The sequence below is a fragment of the Paenibacillus terrisolis genome, from assembly GCF_056171975.1.
The window spans coordinates 15,492-36,284 of sequence record NZ_JBKFGG010000008.1; the positions used below are offsets into that span (position 1 = coordinate 15,492).

At 53.5% G+C, this 20,793-nt stretch carries 13 protein-coding genes; 3 read left to right on the forward strand and 10 right to left on the reverse strand.

The features are described from left to right. Positions 1–317: 317 nt before the first annotated feature. Positions 318–2,360 carry a beta-galactosidase gene (locus ACI48K_RS09465; RefSeq protein ID WP_475027355.1) on the reverse strand — a complete coding sequence of 681 codons (2,043 nt, stop codon included), beginning with the start codon at positions 2,358–2,360 and terminating at the stop codon, positions 318–320. Positions 2,361–2,485: 125 nt separating this feature from the next. Here ACI48K_RS09465 and ACI48K_RS09470 point away from each other — a divergent pair, with 125 nt between their 5' ends. Beyond that, positions 2,486–3,319: an AraC family transcriptional regulator gene (locus ACI48K_RS09470; RefSeq protein WP_475027356.1), complete on the forward strand. Its 834-nt coding sequence runs from the start codon at positions 2,486–2,488 to the stop codon at positions 3,317–3,319. A 171-nt stretch (positions 3,320–3,490) separates the two neighbouring features. Here the strand turns inward: ACI48K_RS09470 and ACI48K_RS09475 are convergent, their stop codons facing one another. Continuing rightward, positions 3,491–4,408, reverse strand: a complete 918-nt coding sequence (locus tag ACI48K_RS09475) for an AraC family transcriptional regulator (protein ID WP_475027357.1) — start codon at positions 4,406–4,408, stop codon at positions 3,491–3,493. A gap of 231 nt (positions 4,409–4,639) precedes the next feature. Here ACI48K_RS09475 and ACI48K_RS09480 point away from each other — a divergent pair, with 231 nt between their 5' ends. Beyond that, a complete protein-coding gene (locus ACI48K_RS09480; protein WP_475027358.1) occupies positions 4,640–5,665 on the forward strand; it encodes an aldo/keto reductase in 1,026 nt (341 codons plus the stop codon). Between the two features lie 102 nt (positions 5,666–5,767). Here the strand turns inward: ACI48K_RS09480 and ACI48K_RS09485 are convergent, their stop codons facing one another. The 5 genes from ACI48K_RS09485 to yicI all read right to left on the reverse strand — a co-directional run bounded on the left by ACI48K_RS09485 (position 5,768) and on the right by yicI (position 13,846). Further along, positions 5,768–7,519 (reverse strand): ABC transporter substrate-binding protein, encoded by a 1,752-nt coding sequence (locus ACI48K_RS09485; protein ID WP_475027359.1) that lies wholly within the window; start codon positions 7,517–7,519, stop codon positions 5,768–5,770. An 88-nt stretch (positions 7,520–7,607) separates the two neighbouring features. Next, positions 7,608–8,510 carry a carbohydrate ABC transporter permease gene (locus ACI48K_RS09490; RefSeq protein WP_475027360.1) on the reverse strand — a complete coding sequence of 301 codons (903 nt, stop codon included), beginning with the start codon at positions 8,508–8,510 and terminating at the stop codon, positions 7,608–7,610. Positions 8,511–8,522: 12 nt separating this feature from the next. Beyond that, positions 8,523–9,512 (reverse strand): ABC transporter permease, encoded by a 990-nt coding sequence (locus ACI48K_RS09495; protein ID WP_475027361.1) that lies wholly within the window; start codon positions 9,510–9,512, stop codon positions 8,523–8,525. A gap of 106 nt (positions 9,513–9,618) precedes the next feature. Continuing rightward, on the reverse strand, positions 9,619–11,397 hold the full coding sequence (locus tag ACI48K_RS09500; RefSeq protein ID WP_475027362.1) for a sensor histidine kinase: 1,779 nt from the start codon (positions 11,395–11,397) through the stop codon (positions 9,619–9,621). Between the two features lie 130 nt (positions 11,398–11,527). Then, the gene (yicI, locus tag ACI48K_RS09505; RefSeq protein ID WP_475027363.1) at positions 11,528–13,846 is read right to left on the reverse strand and encodes an alpha-xylosidase; all 2,319 of its coding nucleotides are present in this window, start codon (positions 13,844–13,846) and stop codon (positions 11,528–11,530) included. A 137-nt stretch (positions 13,847–13,983) separates the two neighbouring features. Between yicI and ACI48K_RS09510 the strand changes: the two genes are divergently transcribed. After that, on the forward strand, positions 13,984–14,886 hold the full coding sequence (locus ACI48K_RS09510) for an AraC family transcriptional regulator (RefSeq protein ID WP_475027364.1): 903 nt from the start codon (positions 13,984–13,986) through the stop codon (positions 14,884–14,886). Between the two features lie 895 nt (positions 14,887–15,781). Here the strand turns inward: ACI48K_RS09510 and ACI48K_RS09515 are convergent. From ACI48K_RS09515 to ACI48K_RS09525, 3 genes are all read right to left on the reverse strand, one after another. After that, positions 15,782–18,637 (reverse strand): glycoside hydrolase family 3 protein, encoded by a 2,856-nt coding sequence (locus tag ACI48K_RS09515; RefSeq protein WP_475027365.1) that lies wholly within the window; start codon positions 18,635–18,637, stop codon positions 15,782–15,784. Positions 18,638–18,873: 236 nt separating this feature from the next. Then, the gene (locus tag ACI48K_RS09520; protein WP_475027366.1) at positions 18,874–18,978 is read right to left on the reverse strand and encodes a YjcZ family sporulation protein; all 105 of its coding nucleotides are present in this window, start codon (positions 18,976–18,978) and stop codon (positions 18,874–18,876) included. Positions 18,979–19,103: 125 nt separating this feature from the next. Next, a complete protein-coding gene (locus ACI48K_RS09525) occupies positions 19,104–20,666 on the reverse strand; it encodes a response regulator transcription factor (protein ID WP_475027367.1) in 1,563 nt (520 codons plus the stop codon). Positions 20,667–20,793 lie beyond the last annotated feature (127 nt).

The window sequence follows — 20,793 nt, forward strand, 5'->3', positions numbered from 1 at the left end:
AAGGTTCTTTTTTGTGCCCATTTTGCCTATCGGTTCTTGAGGTAGCCTCCGTCCCTCTCTGGATTTCCGCCATTCCGGCTAGGCTAGGAACAGAGGGACATAGGACATAATGACATAAGGACATAAGGACGGAAATCTAACGAATCGTATAAGCGTTATTTGCCTGTTTTGCCGCCCTTTGCTGCTGTAACGGACTCAGTTAACCTTATTTCGGCTATATCAACGCGTTCAGGCTCATTTTGGAACGAATAACGACGCTGGAGTCCGTTAGAATGGCAAAAGCCTCGGTTTTCGGCAAATAACGTTTCCTGGATCCGTTAGCGGATGTGGGCGTCGGAGCCTTCCAGGATCAGCACTCCCCGTCCGGAAAGCGAAACGGCACCTTTAACGGTCTCTCCGGTCAGAAGATCCTTTCTCGGCGTTTCCCCGGTTTCCACCACAACCGAGTCGGCGTTATGGTTGAGCAGGAACAAATATGACTTCCCGTCCTTAACGCGGCGGGCGGCTTCAACGCCTTCCGGCGTCCGAAGGAGCGGCTGCACGCCTTTTTCACGGCAAAGGTTCGCCAGGAATCCTTCCGTAAACAAAGCCGCCGGGCTAGTGGCCACATAATAGGCCTGGCCCGACCCGAACCGGTTCACCGTCAGCGCCGGCATGCCCCGGTAAAAATCGTCCCCGTATTCCGCCAGCACCTCGGCGCCTTCCGCATGAATGAGATCGCAAAGCAGCCCGCATTCGTATTCGCCTTCGAGCGTCCCCCATCCCTGCTTCATGATGATTCTGTTGTGCTGACCCGGAAACAACGCGTCGATTTCCTCGGCCCAGATTCCAAGCACGGAGCGCAGTTCTCCCGGATAGCCGCCCACGGTCACAAGATCATGCTCGTTTACGATCCCGCTGAAAAACGTGGTTACAAACGTGCCGCCGCCGGCCACATAGGCCTCGATTTTCTTGGCAAATCCCGGCTTCACCATGTACATGACCGGAGCAATCACGATTTCATAGCCGGTCAAATCCTCGTGGACGCCAACCATGTCCGCTTCGATATTTTGCCGGAATAACGCGTCGTAATATTTGTGGACCTCAGCCACATAATCGAGCGCCACCGTCGGGCCGCTAGACATTTCGACCGCCCAGCGGTTTTCCCAGTCATACAAAATCGCGACTTTGGCTTTCGTTCGCGCCCCTAACAGGCTGTCCGCCAAAACGCCCAGTTCCCGCCCCAATTCCGCGCATTCCCTGAATACCCGGGTATGCTCGTGGCCGGCGTGCTCGATGACGGCACCGTGGTATTTCTCGCAGGCCCCGATCGAGCGGCGAAGCTGGAAGAACATCACCGTGTCGGCCCCGCGGGCGACCGCCTGATAGCTCCAAAGCCGCATGACGCCCGGCCGCTTCAGCGAATTGTAAGGCTGCCAGTTTTGCTGGCTTGGCGTCTGCTCCATCAGCATAAACGGCTGCCCGCTTTTTAAGCCCCGCATCAAATCATGCGTCATCGCCGTCAGGCTAACGGGCGTATCCAGCGCAGGATAGTTGTCCCAGGATACGATGTCCATCTCTTTTGCCCATTCGAAATAGTCCAATTCTTTATAGGTCCCCATAAGATTGGTCGTAACCGGGATATCCGGCGTATGCTTCTTGATCTCGTCGTATTCCAGCTTGTAGCAATCGAGCAGCGACCGGGACATAAACCGCCGGTAATCCAGCGAAATTCCCTGGAAGTTCGTGCGGCCTCCGCCCCATTCCTCGGAAAGCTCGTTCGGAGGGACGATTTCCCCCCAATCATAAAAAGTGTGCCCCCAAAAACGGGTATTCCATGCCCGATTGAGCGAGTCAAGGCTGCCGTAACGTTCCTGCAGCCACTTGCGGAAAGCGGCCGCGCAGTTGTCGCAGTAGCAATAGCCTCCGTATTCATTGGACACGTGCCAAATCAGCAAGCCGGGATGATCCTTGTATCTTTCCGCCAGTTTGCCGGCCAGGCGGGCGGAAAATTCGCGGTAGCTCGGCGAGTTCGGGCAAGAATTGTGCCGTCCCCCAAACTTGCGTTTTCGGCCTTGGGCATCCACCCGCAGCACGTCGGGATAATCTTTGGCCATCCATGCCGGATGCGCCCCCGTCCCGGTCGCAAGGCACACATACACCCCGCTTTGGTAGAGCCGGTCCAACGTCTCGTCCAATTGGGCAAAATCATAAGCGTTCTCAGCCGGCTGAATCATGGCCCAGGAGAAGACATTCACCGTTGCGACGTCGATCCCCGCGAGCTTGAACATCCGCTCGTCCTCTTTCCAGACTTCCTTGTCCCATTGCTCGGGATTGTAGTCTCCGCCATACCAAATTTTCGGCAGCTTCGCATTGATCAAGATAAACGCACTCCCTTTGCAAAATATAATTATATTCTCATTTTATGTGCATTTTCGTCCGCTTTATATATAATATTAATGAAACCACATATAACAATATGGAACACAAATTAGGAAGTGAAAACATGAGCAAACGGGCTTCTACCCGGTTCGTCTTTTCTCCGGCCGCACACCCGGATCTGCCTCTTTTGGTGGAGAGTATCGGTTATAATCCCAATCAGGAGAAAATCATCCGCCCTGACGGATATCCCTGGTTTCATTGGCTTCAAACCGAGGTCGGCGAAGGCAGGCTAATCTACGGCGGCGAAACGCTGACCCTATCGCCTGGCTCCGGCGTGCTCCTTCCTCCCGGCAAGCCCCACGTATATGAGGCGGCCAGAGGCGCCGTCTGGGAAACCGGTTATTTGACGTTTGGCGGAGCCGCCGCCCCTGCTATCCTTTCCGCCTTCGGCATCGGCGATTCGGCTTATTTCCGCTGGGAGCCGGACGCCCCCTTCAGTTCGCTGCTCGGAGACATGCTGACAAGGCTTGACGGCGGCCCCGATCTGTTCGGTCTCGAAACCTCCGCCGACGCTTATCGGTTCCTGGGCCTGCTCGGCAAATTCGGGCAAGCCAGCAGCATGTACATATCGCGCAATATGGAAAAGCTTGCCCCCCTCATCGGATGGATGGAGGCGGAATACCGCAATCCCGACCTCGGCCTGGATAACCTGGCCGAAGTGGTCGGCATGTCCGGGCGTCATTTGACCAAGCTGTTTCAACAGACCTTTGGACTGGCTCCTTATGCCTACCTTGTGCAAATGCGCATTCATAAAGCGAAGGAGCTTCTGGCCGGCGAGCCGGGAATCACGGTCGCGGCCATCGCCGGCGAAACGGGCTTTCGCGACGCCAGCCATTTCGTGGCTACGTTCCGCAAACATGCCGGCATGACGCCGCAGCAGTTTCGGCGGCTGCATTAAAATGAGCCCTAGCATCATATGCGCACGGGCAAATATGGTTTTCAAGCCAAAGAGGCTGGACTTGGGTTACGCTAAGTCCAGCCTCTTTGGCCATTAGGATCGCTTCTGCCTTTTTCGTCCCGCAATGCTTCAATATGCCGGCAGGCGTACCCTTTCTCCATCACTTTATCTTCATTTTCCGGTCAATTGTTCACCCTCATGAAAGGAACGAATGTACTGCACGGGCGAGAGCCCAAACAGTCTCTTATACTCGCGGCTAAACTGCGTTGAGCTCTGGTAGCCCGTGCGAAGCGCCGTTTCCGTTACATTGGCACCGTCAAGCAGAAGCCTGCGCGCCTCCTGAAGGCGAAGAAACTTCTGATACTGCAATGGGGCCATGCCAGTCGCTTCTTTAAATTTGTAATGCAAGCTGGAAATGCTCATATTCCCCAGTTCCGCCAGTTCTTCCATCGTAACGGTGCCGTCAAAGTGACGGGTAATCCAATCGATGATCTTGCTGATTCCCGAAGCCTCCTGGTGCCATAACATGTTGTGGTAAAAGCGTGAGCCATCCGCAGCATCCAGCAACCAGTAAATGATTTCCCGCTTAATTGCCGGCGAGAGATACCTGGCGGCCTTTGGATTATGCGAGAGCCGGAGCAGTTTCTCAAAGCCCTCCAATACCTCACGCCTTGGTTTGCCCACAAAGATGCCCGGGTGAGGCCTGGCCTCCCGCTGGAGCTTCAGATCGGCCTCGATGGCGACAGCAGCCACCTCACCGGGGGACAGCCCGATTTGCAGCGCCAGATATGGCGTGTTTGCGGAAGCCTCCAACACCTGGCCGGCAAGAGGCATGTTTACGCTTGTAGCGAGAAAATTCCCTCGCTTGTACTCGATGATATCTTCTTCAAGCTGCAAGCGTGTTTTTCCCTGCAAAATAATGCAGAGAGAAGGCTTCAAGGGCCCTTTTTGCAAAACCGCAGGACTGTTTACCTTCAAAATATGGAGAAAGGGAACGGCCGTCTGAAGCCATTTTGCATGCGGGAGCATTTGCAGAGTCAGGGTCAACAGCCGATCCAAAACCTCCCCGGTATCCTCCTGAATAATCATGGCATGCATTCCTTTTTTATAAAATGTAAGCTTGGCCAATATTTAAACACGAAACGAATGAGAAAACAATTCGCATTGGATGATCGGGCAGATATTCCGTACGATTGAACTATCTATCAAGAAACGAAAGGCAGATAATTACGGATGTACCGGACAGATGCGCATGGCGTAAGCGAAGCGAGTCGTTGTCATAAGGGTATGGCATGTCTCATATTTAAGGAGGTTTCTCGTATGAAGTATAAACAGCTGGGAAATACGGGACTGTTAGTTTCACAGCTTGCGCTCGGGACGATGACGTTCTCCAGCGGAAAGGGCACATATAATATCCTTGGTTCAATAGGTCAGAAAGAGGCCGATCCGATGATCCGGAAGAGCTTGGATATTGGGATTAATTTCTTCGATACCGCAGACATTTATGGAGATGGCGAAAGCGAAATTACACTTGGACAATCCTTCCGCAACCTTGGCATTCCGCGCAAGGATGTCGTAATCGCTACGAAAGCGGCCGGCCGGGCCGGAAAGGGACGCAATGATATCGGCGCTTCAAGAGGACACATTATGGATGCCGTGGAAGGAAGCCTCAAGCGGCTGCAAACCGATTATATCGATTTGTACCAGATCCATGCCGATGATTTCCTGACGCCGGTGGAAGAAACCTTAGGCGCGCTGAATGATTTGGTATCCCAAGGCAAAGTGCGGTATATCGGGGTATCGAATTGGCATGCCTGGAAAATTGCCGACGCGCTTGGCATATCGGAACGCAAAAATCTGGCCCGGTTTGAAACGCTTCAAGCATATTATTCGCTGACCGGCCGGGATTTGGAGCGGGAACTGGCCCCTATGATGGAGGCGAAGAAGATGGGACTTCTGGTATGGAGTCCGCTTGCCGGCGGTTTGCTGTCGGGACGGTACGACCGGCACAATCAAAAGGCAGAGGATTCGCGCCGTTCGGCGGCCGATTTCCCACTTGTGGATAAAGAACGAGCCTGGAACATCATTGATATTCTAAAACCGATTGCGGAAGCTCACGGGACGAATCCCGCCAGTGTGGCCCTCGCCTGGCTGCTGACGAGACCGGTCGTAACCTCCGTCCTGATTGGAGCAAAGCGGCTCGAACAATTGGAGGCCAATCTCATGGCGGCGGAACTGGAGCTTACGGATGAAGAAGTTCGCCGTCTTGACGAAGCGAGCGCGCTGCCTCCGGAATATCCGGGCTGGATGGTGGAATATCAGAAAGCTGGCCGCTTGGAGCCTTAAGAGAAGGGGCCGAGTCCCAATAATTATTTTTGTCAAAGCCAAAGAGGCCGGACTGTGAATGATCCAAGTCCAGCCTCTTTGGTGGTTTGATCGATTTGCGTTTTATTGCACTTTCTTGCCTGTGAACAATTCGACTCTTGCTTTAACCAGTTGCGTGTATTCCGCTTCCATCTTCTCGGCACCGGCTTTATTCAGCGCGGCGATGAAGGCGTCATAGACCTTGTCGAAATCGGCCGGTTTGGCGAGCACGGCTTCCGGAATGCTCTTGCGGATAATGTCCTGCGTTTTTTGGTAGATCACTTGATAGTCGCCGTCGGTCGGCACCTGCATGTTGTACAGGGCGCCCCATTCTTTGACGGGAAGGTCCGTTTCGCTCGGGAACAGATCTTTCCAGGTCGTTGCGCTATAACCCTTAAGCGCTTCCTTCTCGGCGTCGGAATAGCTGGCGATAATTTGCTCAGGGAAGTTTGTCGTATAATAATTGTCTGTCGAATCTTTCACGCCATCACCGTAACGGGCGCCGAAAATCGAGTACAGGCCGATGCCGGATTCTTTGGTGAAGTTGTTGGCATCGTTGACTTTACGGTCTTGCACATCCTGAGGAATGACGCGCACGCCGTTTTCTACATTATATTGCTTGCCTTCGATCCCCCAGTTTCTGAGCACCTGGCCCTCATCGGAGGATAGCCAATCGAGGAACTTGATGGCGCGAACCGGATCTTTGCAGGCTGTCGTAATGCTGATGCCATAGCCGTCGACTCCGACTGACTGCAGCTCATGGTCCTGGAACTGGTCGTTCAAAGTAACCGGGAAGTGGCCGTAGGTATAGTCGTTTTTGCCGGCCGTTTTCAAGGCGTTTTCGGCGTTCGAATATTCCCATTCCTGCGAAATCAGGCCAAGCACGCGGCCGCTGGAAATTTTCGCTTGATATTGGTCGTCTTTTTGTACGAAAGTATCCTTGTCGAGCAGGCCTTCATTGTACATATGGTTCAGCCAGCGGAAGTAGTCTTTCTCTTCCGGGCGTTTGTAGTGAAGCTGCGCGTTGTACGTGCTTGGATCCACATAATATTCGCCGTCGTCCGGAGCGCCTGTCGTCAGGAAAGCCGGATTGGTGACGGTGATCATGATTTTCCAGTCGTCGGCGTTGAGCGTCAGCGGAATCGTCGGCTGCCCGTCGGTCGTCGGATGCTTGGCGACATATTCTTTCAACACATTTTCATAGTCTTGAAGGGTTTTGATCTGCGGATAGCCGAGTTCCTTGAGCACCCGCAGCTGCACTTCAAAACCGCCGGAAGCGTCAAACACTTGATTATCCACGCCAACGTTGGTCGGGATGGAGTAAATCGCCTGATCGTCGTTGCTGTATTTCATCCGGTTTTCGTTGCCTTGCATGATCTTTTTGATATTCGGAGCGTATTTGTCGATCAGGTCCGTAAGGTCAAGCACGGCCCCCGCGTCAATCAGCTTGCCGAGTTCGCCTTTGGCAAAAATCATGTCCGGATATTCTCCACTAGCGGCCATCAAAGCGATTTTGCTTTGTCCGCCGCCGCTGCCCACGTCGTACTCGGCATCCAGCGAAACTCCCGTTTTGGCCGTAATCTCTTTACCCACGTCATCCTGCATGTTGTTCCAGTTCGGGCTTGTGTCCGCGCCAAAGAAGCTGAAGGTAATCGGACTTGTGTCTTCGGCCGAATTCGCAGCGCCGGCATTGCTGGAATTGTTCGAGGAATTGGCATTGTTCGCGGCATCGTTCGATGCGCTATTGTTGTTGTTGTTTCCGCCGCCGCATCCGCTCAGCAGCAATGACCCCGCCAGCATAAACACCGTAAGCGCTTTCGGATAGCTCCACTTCATTTTTCTTTCCCCCTCGTATGAATGAATAAAGCCTATATTGTACATCAGGCCAAAAGCCTGGACATACCGCAAATGGTTTCCGCGCGGCTTAAGCTTTCACGGCTCCGAGCGTCATGCCGCCCACGAAGTATTTTTGCAGGAACGGATATACGAAAAGAATGGGAACGGTAACGACGATCGTAATCGCCATTTTGATCGACTCCGGCGATACCTGCGCCATCTGATTCGCCAAATCGTTGGCGTTCGTCATGGCGCTTCCCTGCTGCGTGCTGTCCAGAATTTTCATCAGCTCGTACTGCAGTGTCGTAAGCATCGGCTTATTGCCGTTGTACAAGTAGGTGTCGAACCAGGAGTTCCATTGTCCGACCGCCAGAAACAGCGCGATCGTCGCCAGCACCGGCTTGCACAGCGGAAGAATGACCTTGTAATAAATTTTGAAATCGTTCGCTCCGTCCAGCTTCGCCGACTCTTGCAAAGCATAAGGCAGCCCGTCGATGAATGAGCGGATTACGAAGACATTAAAGGCGCTGACCAGGCCCGGCAAGATGTAAATCGCAAACGTGCCGATCAAGTTGAGGTCGCGCATCAGGATATATACCGGAACCATCCCGCCGGAAAAATACATCGTCAACGCCAGAAAGGTAGAGACGAACCGGCGGCTTTTGAAATCCGGACGGCTTAACGTATAAGCCAGCATCGAGGAACTGAGCAGCCCCAGCAGCGTGCCGGCGAGGGTGCGGAGCACGGAAATCTGGAAGCCCTGCACCAGGCTTTTATAGCCGAAAATCGTTTTGTAGTTTTCCAGCGTGAATTCCCTCGGCCAAACGTAAATGCCCCCGCGCACCGTATCGGTGGAATCGTTCAGGGAAATCGCCAGCACATTGAGGAACGGATATAAGGTAATAATCAAGACGAGCCCCAGAACCAGATAATTGACGATGTCGAATATCCGCTCGCCCCTGGTGATGTTAAACGCTTTGCTGCTTGCCATAAGGTCTCCTCCCTACATGATGCTTTCATTCGCGAATTTTTTGAACAAACCGTTGACCGTGAACAAAAGAATCACGCTGATCACGGAGTTGAACATGCTGATCGCCGTGCCGTAAGAGAAGTGCGCGATTTTGATGCCGTAATTGAGGGCGTATAAATCAAGCACCTGCGAATAATCGGTGACCAAACTGTTGCCGAGGAGCATTTGCTTCTCAAAACCGATGCTGAGCAGATGGCCGATCGACATGATGAACAGCACCATAATCGTGGAGCGGATGCCCGGAATCGTAATGTTCAAAACCTGCTTGAAGCGGCTGGCTCCGTCGACCCGGGACGCCTCGTACAGCTCCTTGTCGATGCCGGTGATGGCCGCCAAATAAATGATCGCGTTCCAACCGGTCTCCTTCCACACATCGGAAGCGGTTACAATTCCCCAAAACCAATGGCCTTTGGCCATAAACTGAACGGGCTCGTCAATAATATGAAGCCAAACCAGCAATTGATTGACAATGCCGTCCATGGACAGCATATTCGTGATAATGCCGGCTACGACGACCCAGGACACGAAGTGAGGCAGATAAGAAACCGTCTGGGTGATGCGTTTGAAGCCAACGCCGCGCAGCTCGTTCAATAAAATCGCAAACGTAATCGGGAAAATAAAACCGACAACCAGTCCCATCACGCTCATTGCCAAAGTATTCCTCAGCACCAGGTAAAATTGATCGTCTTGAAACAGTCTGACGAAGTTATCAAAGCCCACCCATTTCTGCTCGCCGAATGACTTGGCCGGCTTGTAATTCTGGAACGCCATCGTCCAGCCCCACAGCGGCAAATAGTTAAACACGAACAGCCAGATAACAAACGGCATGGACATCAAATACAAATACTTCTGCCGAAGCAAACTGCGTCCAAATGTATGATTCCTTTTTCTCGGCAATCGTCCTTTCGGCACAGAGGCTATGCTTTCTTGTCCTGCTGCCGTATCACTGGTCAGCGTCTCCATTCTTGGTTCCCCCTCTCTGCTATAGCTTCATCTTAAATGAAAGCGCTACCGGGAAATACCCGACTTATTGGAGCAAAAACCATATAAAAATTAGAGATCGTTTCCGCTAGAGCAGCGTCAGCGGTATGGAAAAACTCATCCGCGTGCCTGCGCCGCTGATGCTCTCCATCGTGAGCCCGCTGTCCTCCCCGTAGGACAGCGTAAGCCGCTGATGTACGTTTCTGAGACCGATGCGCTTGTTCTCCTCCTCCGGCCCCACGATCGACTGCCGCACCTCCGCCAGCCGCTCCGGAGTCATGCCGGTTCCGTTATCTTCAACCTCGACTCGGAGTTCTCCGCCCCTAACTGCGATAGACACCCTTACCGTAACGGTTCCTTCTTTGTCTTCCATCCCATGCACGACGGCGTTTTCGACAAGCGGCTGAATGATCAGCGGCGGCAGGCGCAGCCCCCGGGCTTCGGGATCGACGCGGAGATCGAAGTTCAGACGTTCCTCATAACGAAAACGTTGGATTTCCAAATAGGAGGACACCATCTCCATTTCGCTTTGCAGTGTCGTTTTTTCGCTTCCGACCTCCAGATTTTTCCGCATCAGCTTGCCAAGCAGCCGCACGACATTGGCGATTTCCTTATCCCCTTTAAGATGAGCGTTCATGCGGATCGATTCCAGCGCGTTAAACAGAAAATGCGGATTGATCTGGCTGGCCATCATCTTCAGCTTGATTTCCCGCTGGGCGAGCTCGAGGGCGTTATTTTGCTCGGTTTTCTCCACGACCTGATCCATCAGCCGCTTGATGCTTTCCACCATGTAATTGAACTGCCTCGACAACTGCCCGATTTCATCATTGCCGTCGATCCGGGAGACAACCGTCAGGTCGCCGATAGCCAGCCGGTTCAAATGGCGGCTCAGCCGCAGCATCCGGTTCGTCGTCAAAAGCGACACGATGTATACGAATACGAGTGCAATCAGCAGCACGACCAAAATAATCGCGAGTCCCGTCAAGCTTACCGTATTGGCTCCCTTCATAATCGGCTCGGTCGCAAAAACGGAAATAAACTTGAGCCCGTTCATGCTCGAGTCGGGGGTGAGGGTGTCCACAACCAAATAAGAGGACTCGCCCTTCACGTTGACTTTGAGCGTTCCTTTCTTCAGCGTCCGCAAATCAACGCCAAAATCAAGCTGCGCGAGCGTTCGGCCGACCAGCTCCGGGTTTTTGGCGGCTACGACATACCCCCGGTCGTCGGCGATCAGCGTTTCGAACGGCTCCTGCTGCAGCATCCGGTTCAGTTCGTCCTGATTCAGAACGACCATAAGCACGCCGCTCTTTTTCGTCCCTTCGAACGAGATTTGGCGAACCAGACTCAGCCGGTGCACGGGGATCTCCTGTTTGTCGGTGATATAAAACCAGCCGATGCTTTTGCTGGACATGGCTTGCCGGTACCAATAGGTCTCTTCGATATCGGAATCCACCGGGATCAGCTCAAGATTATTGATCAGCGTCGGATTGTCGTAATAGAAGCGGATCCCGGAAATTTCCCGGTACTGCCGGACATAATTCCGGAAATCGTTGTAACTGAGATAAGCTTTGGTTAAATCAAGCACCGTCGCATAGCGGGTATCCGCAATCGTCTCCAGTCCTTTGTCCAGCATGAAAATATCGGAGATGTCCGAAGGCACCCGAAGCATCGTTGCCGTTCGGGACTTCACCTTCTCGACGTTATTCGTCGTCTGGGCGATCGCCCGTTCCATGGCCTGATCCCGAAAGTAAGCGGTTACAGAAGCGCCGACGATCAACACCGGAATCATCACCACAATAATGTAGGAGATCAGCAGCTTATGCTTCAGCCTTAAATTGTTGGTCATTTGTACGACTCTGGACAACATGACAAAACCTCCTTCAAAAGACGAATCAAGGGTTTTAAACCATAAAAACCAAATATCCCCTCCGGAAAAGGGGATATTTGGCGGCGTCCCGGTAACGGGAGCATCACCGGCTTCAATTTTTTGAAGTTGATTATTTGAGCGTGATTTTCAGTTCCGTGCTGCCGGAGAAGGAGGATACCTCGATCATTCCGTCTGCCGCAAGCGTCCCGCCTTGAACGGCGCCGGCTTCGCCCATGCCGTGCAGCGAAACGCGGAACGGCTTGCCTGCGCCTTCGGCGCGGAGCGTAAGAAGATCGCCGGTGCGGACCGCCGTTATCGACAGTTCGGCGGCGCCTTTGACATCGCGCACGATACGGGTCGCTGTCGCTCCGTCTTCAAGCTGGTACAGTCCCAAGGTTACGCCATCCGCGTAATCGTAGTCCGGACGGGAGTCGTTTGCGCCCAGAGCCAGAATCGAATTCGGACGGACAAAGAGCGGCAGGCTGAAGAAATTGTGGTGTTCCTTGCGCCATTTGCCGCCTTCCGCCGTCTCGCCGGACAATAGATGCGTCCATTTGCCCTCCGGCAAATAGTAGGACACATCGCCGTTTTCGCTAAAGACCGGAGCTACAAGCAGCGAATCGCCGAGCATGTATTGGCGGTCCAGGGTTTCGCTCGCCGGATCATGCGGGAATTCCAGGAGCATGGCCCGCATCGTCGGCACGCCATGCTCGGTGGCATAAACCGCGGTATCGTACAAATACGGCATCAAGCGGCTTTTCAGCTTGGTAAAGAAGCGAGTAACATCGACCGCTTCGTCATCATAAGCCCACGGCACACGGTACGAGCTGCTGCCGTGCAGGCGGCTGTGGCTGGAGAGCAATCCGAAGGCGAGCCAGCGTTTAAAGACATGCGCCGGCGCAGTGTTTTCGAAGCCGCCGATGTCGTGGCTCCAGAAGCCAAAGCCGGAGAGGCCCAGCGACAAACCGCCGCGCAGACTTTCCGCCATCGACTCGTAATCCGCGTAGCAGTCGCCGCCCCAATGGATCGGGAACTTCTGTCCGCCTACGGTAGCGGAACGGGCAAACAGCGCCGCTTCGTTTTTGCCCAGCTTTTCTTCAAGCACTTCAAAGACGGTTTTATTGTACAGGTAAGTATAATAATTGTGCATTTTCTCCGGATCGGAGCCGTCATAATAGACGACGTCGGTCGGAATCCGTTCGCCGAAGTCGGTTTTGAAGCAGTCGACGCCCATATCGATCAGCTCGCGCAGATAGCCCTTGAACCACTCGCAAGCCGCAGGATTCGTGAAGTCGACCAGCGCCATGCCCGGCTGCCACAGGTTCCACTGCCAAACGTCCCCATTTTGTTTTTTGAGCAGATAGCCGTTTTGCTTGCCTTCTTCAAACAGACGCGAGCGCTGGCCGATGTAGGAGTTGATCCAGACGCAAATTTTCAGCCCCTTCTCCTTCAAACGCTTCAGCATGCCAACCGGGTCCGGGAACACGCGCTCATCCCATTTGAAATCGGTCCAATGGAATTCCCGCATCCAGAAGCAGTCGAAATGAAATACATGCAGCGGCAAATCCCGCTCCGCCATCCCGTCGACAAAGGAGTTCACCGTGGCTTCATCGTAATTCGTCGTAAACGAAGTCGTCAGCCACAGGCCAAAAGTCCAAGCCGGCGGAAGCGAAGGCTTGCCGGTCAAATCGGTATATTTCGCCAGAACGTCCTTCGGCTCCGGACCATCGATAACGAAATATTCGATCGATTCGCCGGGAACACTGAACTGCACCTTTTTCACCTTTTCCGAAGCCACTTCAAAGGATACCGCTCCGGGATCATTGACGAATACGCCATACCCTTTATTGGTTACGTAAAAAGGAATGTTCTTGTACGATTGCTCCGAACTTGTGCCGCCGTCCTTATTCCAGATATCGACGATTTGTCCGTTTTTGACAAACGAAGTGAACCGTTCGCCAAGACCGTATACCCATTCGCCGACCCGCAGGTCCAGCTCTTCGCGCATATAGGTGCTGCCGCCGGTTTCGGTCACGTGGGCCATCGATCTGTAACCGCTTCCGGTTATACGTTCGCTTCCCCGGTAGAAATCGACGGACCACTGCGGGCCTTTGTTGATGCGAACGCTGAGGCTGCCGCTTGTGAGCTCGGCATATTGCTCGTTTTCGCTGATTTCCGCGTGCGCGCCGCCGGGCGTCAGTTCAAACGAAGGACCATGGTCCACGGTTCCGGCAAAATGGGTCAGCTTAACCCCGATCACGCCGGGAAGCGGAGAATGAAATTGCACCGTAAGCAGCGTGCTGTTGATCATGTCGGCCCGGCCGCGAATCGGCATCGCCGAAACGTAGGCCGTCAATGTACCGTTTTCAATGGCGAAGTCATGAGCCTGAACCGCGGTGGACAGCGTGTACTCGTCACGAATCAGCCAGTTTCCATCCGTAAATTTCATAGTAAATATACCGCCTTTCCTCATCGCATTGTTTTTCGAATAAAAACGTTCTATACTTGCATTATACTGATATACTTTCGGACGAACTAACATAATTCAACGATAATGTAACACTATATTGACGAGGTGATCATAAAATGGACCAAGCTCTCCGCCGTTCACTGAAAGAAAGCCGCAGTCATGGCACCGAACGCCTTCCAATCGGCACTTACTGGTTCCGTTACGGACCGGGAGAGCATGTCGTCGACTGCCACTGGCATGACGAGGCCGAATTTTTCTGCTGTCTGGAAGGAGAAACGCTGTTTCAGGTGGATACCGACTATTTTCCGGTGCGGGCTGGTGAAGCCGTCTTCATCGATGGAGGCGATATCCATGCGGCGCATGCCCATGGGAGCGATGGCTGCAGCTTTTTCTCCCTGGTGTTTGACACCAATCTGCTTGCCAGCGCCCATTATGACGCCGTGCAGGAGAACCTGATTCTCCCCTTGCAGGAACGAAAAGCTACGTTTCCGCGGCATCTGCGCCGGGAAAACGAGGCGGAAGCCCGCTTGCTGGATCATATTATGGCGATCATGGAAAGCTGCGGTTCCGGAGCTCCTGGTTATGAAGGCTCGGTAAAAGGCCATCTCTATTTGATGCTGTCGGAAATTGCCTCCGCGGGTCAGGCCGTCAATCGCACTTCACCCAACAGCCGCAGCGAATCCTCCAAAATCAAACGGCTCAAAACGGTCATTTTGTACATTCAGCAAAACTATGGCAGCCCGATCCGGTTGTCCGAGCTTGCGGCTTTGATCCCGATGAGTGAAGGCCAATTTTGCCGCTTCTTCAAGTCGATGACCCGCCAAACGCCAATGGACTATATCAACTCTTACCGGATTCGCCAAGCGGCGGAGCTGCTCCGTCTGCCGGAGCGAAAAATCTCCGATATCGCGCTGGAGGTAGGCTTTGACAATATCAGCTACTTCATCCGGGTATTCCGGAAAGCGATGAACTGCTCCCCTTCGGAATTCCGGAAGCGCCTGCTCGTGCAGGTGGATTAATCAGAGGGCAGCTGGCGGCTAATAGGAGGCCGGCTTGGAGACAGTGTCCGCTACTTTTAGGGCATTTACTTGGCGCTCGGTAAGTTGCTGCTCTTTCGGTTGTCGTGGTTTTCCCGGTATGCCGTAGCTCTCTCGCTTGCCTCGGCTTTCCCAAATGTGCCGTAGCTTTTTCGCTTATCATGGCTTTCCCCGGTGAATCGTAGCGCTCCCGCTTGTCGCAGCTTTCCCCGGCTGATTCCGATTAACGGTAAAACCTCCCGTTATTTTTAAGCAAATCAAGGTTTTGAAACGATTTGCTGGAAAAAATACCGTTAATATTCCACTTTTTGCGCCGAAAATGAAAAAATGACAAAATTAGCCGGAGTTTTTCCGGCTAATTTAGTTGAATGCCGTAAATTAGTTAAATTAGCTGGAGAAATTCCAGTTAACTTTTCGTCCGGCAATATTGGTAGGCAGTCCGGCCGTTTCAGCCGTTTCGGCCGCTTCAGCTCAACCGGTCGGTCCCGAGTACCGCTCCTAACCGCGGATCCAGCTTTATGCTTCAATTTCATTTCAGTTCAAGCTCACCGATCAATCCGATCTATCCGCTCATAATCTCTGAACCGGCTCCTTACTTCAACTTCATTCAAAACTCAAGCTTAAATCGGTCGATCTACACGACTTCCCCTAAACTGTGATCCTAACTCCCCACTTCACCCTCGTTCCAATTCCGCTCGATCATCCGATCCCCGGACCTACTTTGCCAATTAACAACGCGGCTGCCGACCTGCCTTTTATCCAACGCTCCGCTCCACCGCACCGGTCATAAAATAAAATTGTACTTTAACTTGATGATTCACGATAAGATACCCGTACTCCCCGTTCACCGATTCTGCCGCACTATTTCGACGCAGCGTCAAACCAGCCAAAGCCGGCTTATTTGCACCTCGCCTTTTAAGGTAACGTACACCTTGTGCCGTCCTGGCGGAACGGACGCTTCCGCGGTTACCGTCGTCCAGGCCTGGCGGCCTCCCGTCGGCGGAACCTCGCAGCTTGCCGCAATCTCCCCGTCCGGGCGGTCCAGCGCAACAAGGATTTGGCCGCCGCGAAGGTGTCCCGAGACTCTGGCCTCAAAACGGGCCGTTTCCGCCGTAAGCTCCACGTCGTAAAAAGCGATCCACCCGCTCTCGGACACCAGCCGAATGCTCTCCCCGCCTTCGCGGCATTCGTCCAGGTATACTCCTTCGTAATCGTCATAGTTCACCGCCGCGACCGGCTGGCTCAGCGACCGAGGAGGGACGATTTCACCATCGACTTTCAGGACCGCCTCCGCGGCGATATTTCCCGAAGAAGCGCCGATCATAATTGTATACGTTCCGGCCTCAACGCAGTAACGGTCGCGGGTCACGTCCCAAAATGCCAGCTCCGAAGCCTTTAACTCGAAAGTCACCGTTTTCGCCTCACCGGCGTCAAGATGCAGACGCTTAAATCCCTTCAAAGTCTTCAAAGGCCGGACCACACGGGAAAAATTCGCTCTGACGTACATTTGTACGACTTCGTCTCCGGCCGTTTCCCCGATATTGCGAACCTCTACCGATACGCTTACGGCGCCGTTTGCATCGATCTCCGGCCGGCTTAAGGAAAGGCCGCCGTACCCAAAGCGGGTATAACTCAGCCCATGCCCAAATGGATATAATACTTTCCCGTCAAAATACTGGTAGGTCCGTTTGCCTTTAATCATATCGTAGTCCCTGATGTCGGGAAGCTGGGAAACCGATCGGTACCACGTCATATTCAAACGCCCCGCCGGATTGTAATCGCCGAACAGCACGTCGGCCGCCGCGTGGCCGAGCTCCTGCCCCGCATGCGACATGAAAACGATTGCCGGAACGTTCTCCTGAGCCCAATTAACCGCATAAGGATAGCTGCCCACGATCACGACAACCGTATTCGGATTAGCCTCATAAACCGATTGGAGAAGCGATTCTTGAGATGGCGGCAGCGTGATGTCCGGACGGTCGGTCGTTTCTTTGCCGTTGATGTACGGGTTGTTCCCGACAAAAACGATCGCCGTGTCAGCCGACTTCGCAGCGGCAACGGCTTGGGCCAAACCACTTTCAACTAACTCGACGATAAATTTTTCGGCGCCGTTCACAGCGTCGGAGTCCGCGTTCCCGTTCACGGATAAACGCCCTTGCTCGTCAAGCACAACCGGCTTGCCTTCCCAGGATTTTATCTTTACGGCGCTGCCGCCGGATTGCGGCTCAAACTCAAACGCCTCTCTTACAAACCAGCCGCCAGCTTCGTTCGCCGTCGCCAACAGTTGCCCGTCCTCGCTTGCCGTCACGAATTTTCCGCTGCTCGAAGCGCGCAGCGTCACGGTTCCCCAGCCCCAATCGTTAAGCTCGAATACCTCGGCTTGCCCCGCATCCGCGCGGTCGGCCGCAAGCACTGCCTCTTCCCCGGACGATCCGGCGGAGGAAGAAGCTATGCCGACATAGCTGCCGCTGGATGCGCAGCGGAGCCGAATACGGTCGAGTCCGGTGTGAAAATGCACCGGATGCCCGGCCATTTTCTCCGTGACTCCCTGAAGCGGAGTCACACGATATGCGGGCGTGCCGCTGTACCAGTCGGTGTATACCTCATTCGCCAGCGGCCCGAGAACCGCAACCGACCCGGCTTCTCGCCGCAGCGGCAGCAGCCGCTCGTTTTTGAGCAGCACGACCGATTCCCGGGCCGCCTGCAAAGCCAATGCCGCATGCTCGTGCGCGCATAGCTTCGCCTCCGGCACATGGCTGTACGGATTCCGCTCCGCCGGATCGAATTCGCCCAGCCGGAACCGGACGCGGAACGTGTTCCGCAGCGCGCGGTCCAGATCGGCCTCCGTCAGCAGGCCTTGTTCAAGCGCATCGCCAAGGGCGCGATGGATGATGTGCCGATCGTCCGTCAAGCTGTCGAGGCCCGCTTTGATCGAGCCGGCAACCGCTTCGGCGAAGGAATCCACGTAACGGTGCTCCAGGACCGTTCCCATCACGTCCCCGGCGTCGCCGACGACAAAACCGTCCATGTTCCATTCGCCCTTGACGATATCGTTCACTTCATGGTTGAAGTTGCAGGGCGTTCCGTTGATTCCGTTGTACGCGGTCATCATCGACCCGGCTCGTCCGTTCCGGAACGCGGGCTCGAATGCCTTCAAATAATACTCCCGTTTATTGCGCGGATCGATGCTGACGGAAGAATCCCCCCGTCCGATTTCATTGTTATTGCCGTAAAAATGCTTCAAAGTCGCCACCGCTTTATAGTAAAAAGGATGATCTCCCTGCATCCCCTTTACCAGCCCCGTGGTCAAAGCGCCGGTCAGATGCGGATCCTCTCCGTACGCTTCTTCGGTGCGGCCCCAGCGGGGATCGCGTTCCATGTCGACCGTCGGCGCCCACATCGTCAATCCGTGGATCGCCGGATTGCGCTGGTAGTAAACTCTAGCCTCGTCGCCGATCACGGAACCGATTTGCCGCAGCAGCCCGGGATTCCAGGTGCAGGCGAGCCCGATATTTTGCGGAAAAACGGTCGCTTCTCCCAGCCAGGCTACGCCGTGGGCCCCTTCCGTGCCATGCTTGTAACTCTTCACGCCAAGCCGTGGGACCTCCGCTTGAAATTGGCAAATCAGCTCGATCTTTTCCCGAATCGTAAACCGCGAAACCAGATCGTTCACCCGCTCCTCCAGCGGCAAATCCGGGTTTTGATGGGGAAAGGAATTGGTTTGTTCCGTCATGGATGGAATACCTCTTTTCTTTCTTGATAATGTAAGCGCTTCACAAAAAAAGCGAAACGCCGTTTTCTTCTTCCTTTCTCCCATCATAACGGCCCGCCGGGCAGGTTCATACACGGAGGATTAGCTACGTTTTCATGCGATAATTTCAGGTCATGGCGGAGCCTGTCCAAGCATGGACAAAAAAATAAAGCCCCTCCGGCGCTGACCGGAAGAGCTCCCATTCATTCAGGGTCAAATTAGATAACGAATGCTCTGGAAATAATAACCAGCAGAATGAACAGCACCAAAATCACGCCAATCGAAGTAAAACCAAAACCGCCGCCGTATCCAACGTCTCCCATGAATTCTTACCTCCTTGTCATTAGCATGCAACATATCTTATGCCAAGTACGGAGATAGGACAGGGCGTTTGTCCGAAAAATCGGATAGGCAAACGAGCAAATATTCTTTTCATGGAGAAAAGGCTTCAATCTTGGCCGGTTTGCTTGCGGTAAGCGGAAGGGGAAGTGCCCACATATTTTTTGAACTTGCCGTGAAAATAATCCACATTCGTGTACCCTACCTTCTCGGCCACCTGGTACACCTTGAAGCCTTCCTCCAAAAAAGCCTTGGCTTTTTCGATGCGCACCTTGTCGAGATACGTGTTGAAATATTCACCGGTCGCGTTTTTGAACAGCTTCCCCAGATAAGCGGTGTTGTAATTGAATATGCCCGATAAAGTTTCCAGCTTCAGGTTATCGCTGTAGTTTCGGTCGATCAGGTCGAGCATGATTTTAACCTCGCGATGTTTCCCCCCGTCTTCCAGCCGATCAATGATCCGCTGCAGGAAAGCTTCCGCCTTTTCGTACAAACCTTGCATCGAAGAAATCTTGTAGATCTCCGCCAGCTCATCGGAATAAGCCTTGCTGCGGCTCTGTAGTTCCGTTGAATGCTTCAGTTCCCTGCCAATGATTGAGGTAAGCACCTTTACGAAACGGCTTTTGATTTCTTGCTCCCCGCAATGGGCGGCGATGTAGGTTTCTCCCATCCTGCGCAGCAAAGTTCCCAGCGCTTTCCGGGTTCCGGCATCAACGGCGTAAAACAACTGCTCTCCAAGTTGTTCCGCAAGACTTTCCTCATGCCCCGGCTCGGACGAATCACTTGCATCTTGCGTTTGGAGCATATCCGGATTCAGCATTTTGCCGTCTTCCAGAAAAAAATGACGCTTGATCAATCCGCAGGCCGTATTGTAGGAATCGGCAATATCCTTCACGAGCCCTACCCTGGACCCGATCGCAACCGTAAACTCCGCTCCCGTGCCGGCCAACGTTTCCTGAATCTCGCGATATACCCCTCCGGTTTCTACGGAAAGCAAAGGCTCTTTAAGAAGAGCGCCAAGCTTGTCATGATGGTTAAAAACCCAGCCGCGTCCGGGAAGTTCGAACATTTCGGCCAGTCTGCTTTTCATCCTCGCTGCAATCCCTTCATCCGCATCCTCCGAGACATTCAGCGACAAAAGAAGAATTTGAAACGATTTGCCCACAATCCCCACTCGTTCGGCTCTTTCGCAAAGGGGATCGGCGTCATCGGAGTCCGCTCCGTCAATCAAAGAGCGGATCAACGCCTCGCGGTTCCACTCGGCGGTAACCAGCTTCCAATGCTCGGAGAACTGCTCTTCCTCGATTTCCCGTTTGATTTTAAGCAAATAGTCGGTTAGCTCATCTTCGTCCACAGGCTTAAGCAAATAACCGTCGGCCCGATGGGATATCGCTTTTTTGGCATAATCAAAATCGGCGTATCCGCTTAAAATCAAAATGTGCAGCCTAGGGTCCTGCTCCCGCAGCTTTTCGATCAACTGCAGTCCGTTCATGCCCGGCATCCGAATATCGGCCACGACCAATCCCGGACGGTGAATCCCGAATTTCTCCAAAGCTTCCTTGCCGTTCCCCGCCGTATCCGCCACATGATATCCTAGAGCCTGCCAATCGATAAACGTGCGCAGCCCTTCCCGCAGCTTGGGTTCATCATCCACAATAAGCACCTTGGTCATCTATTCATTCCTCCAGGCCGGAATAAAGCGTTTACATTTAATTATAGAAATTTTCACAAGGAGCAACAAACATTTTTCTGTTGTCTTATTGCACTATTTTGACGTTCATTTACAAAGACAAAAACGA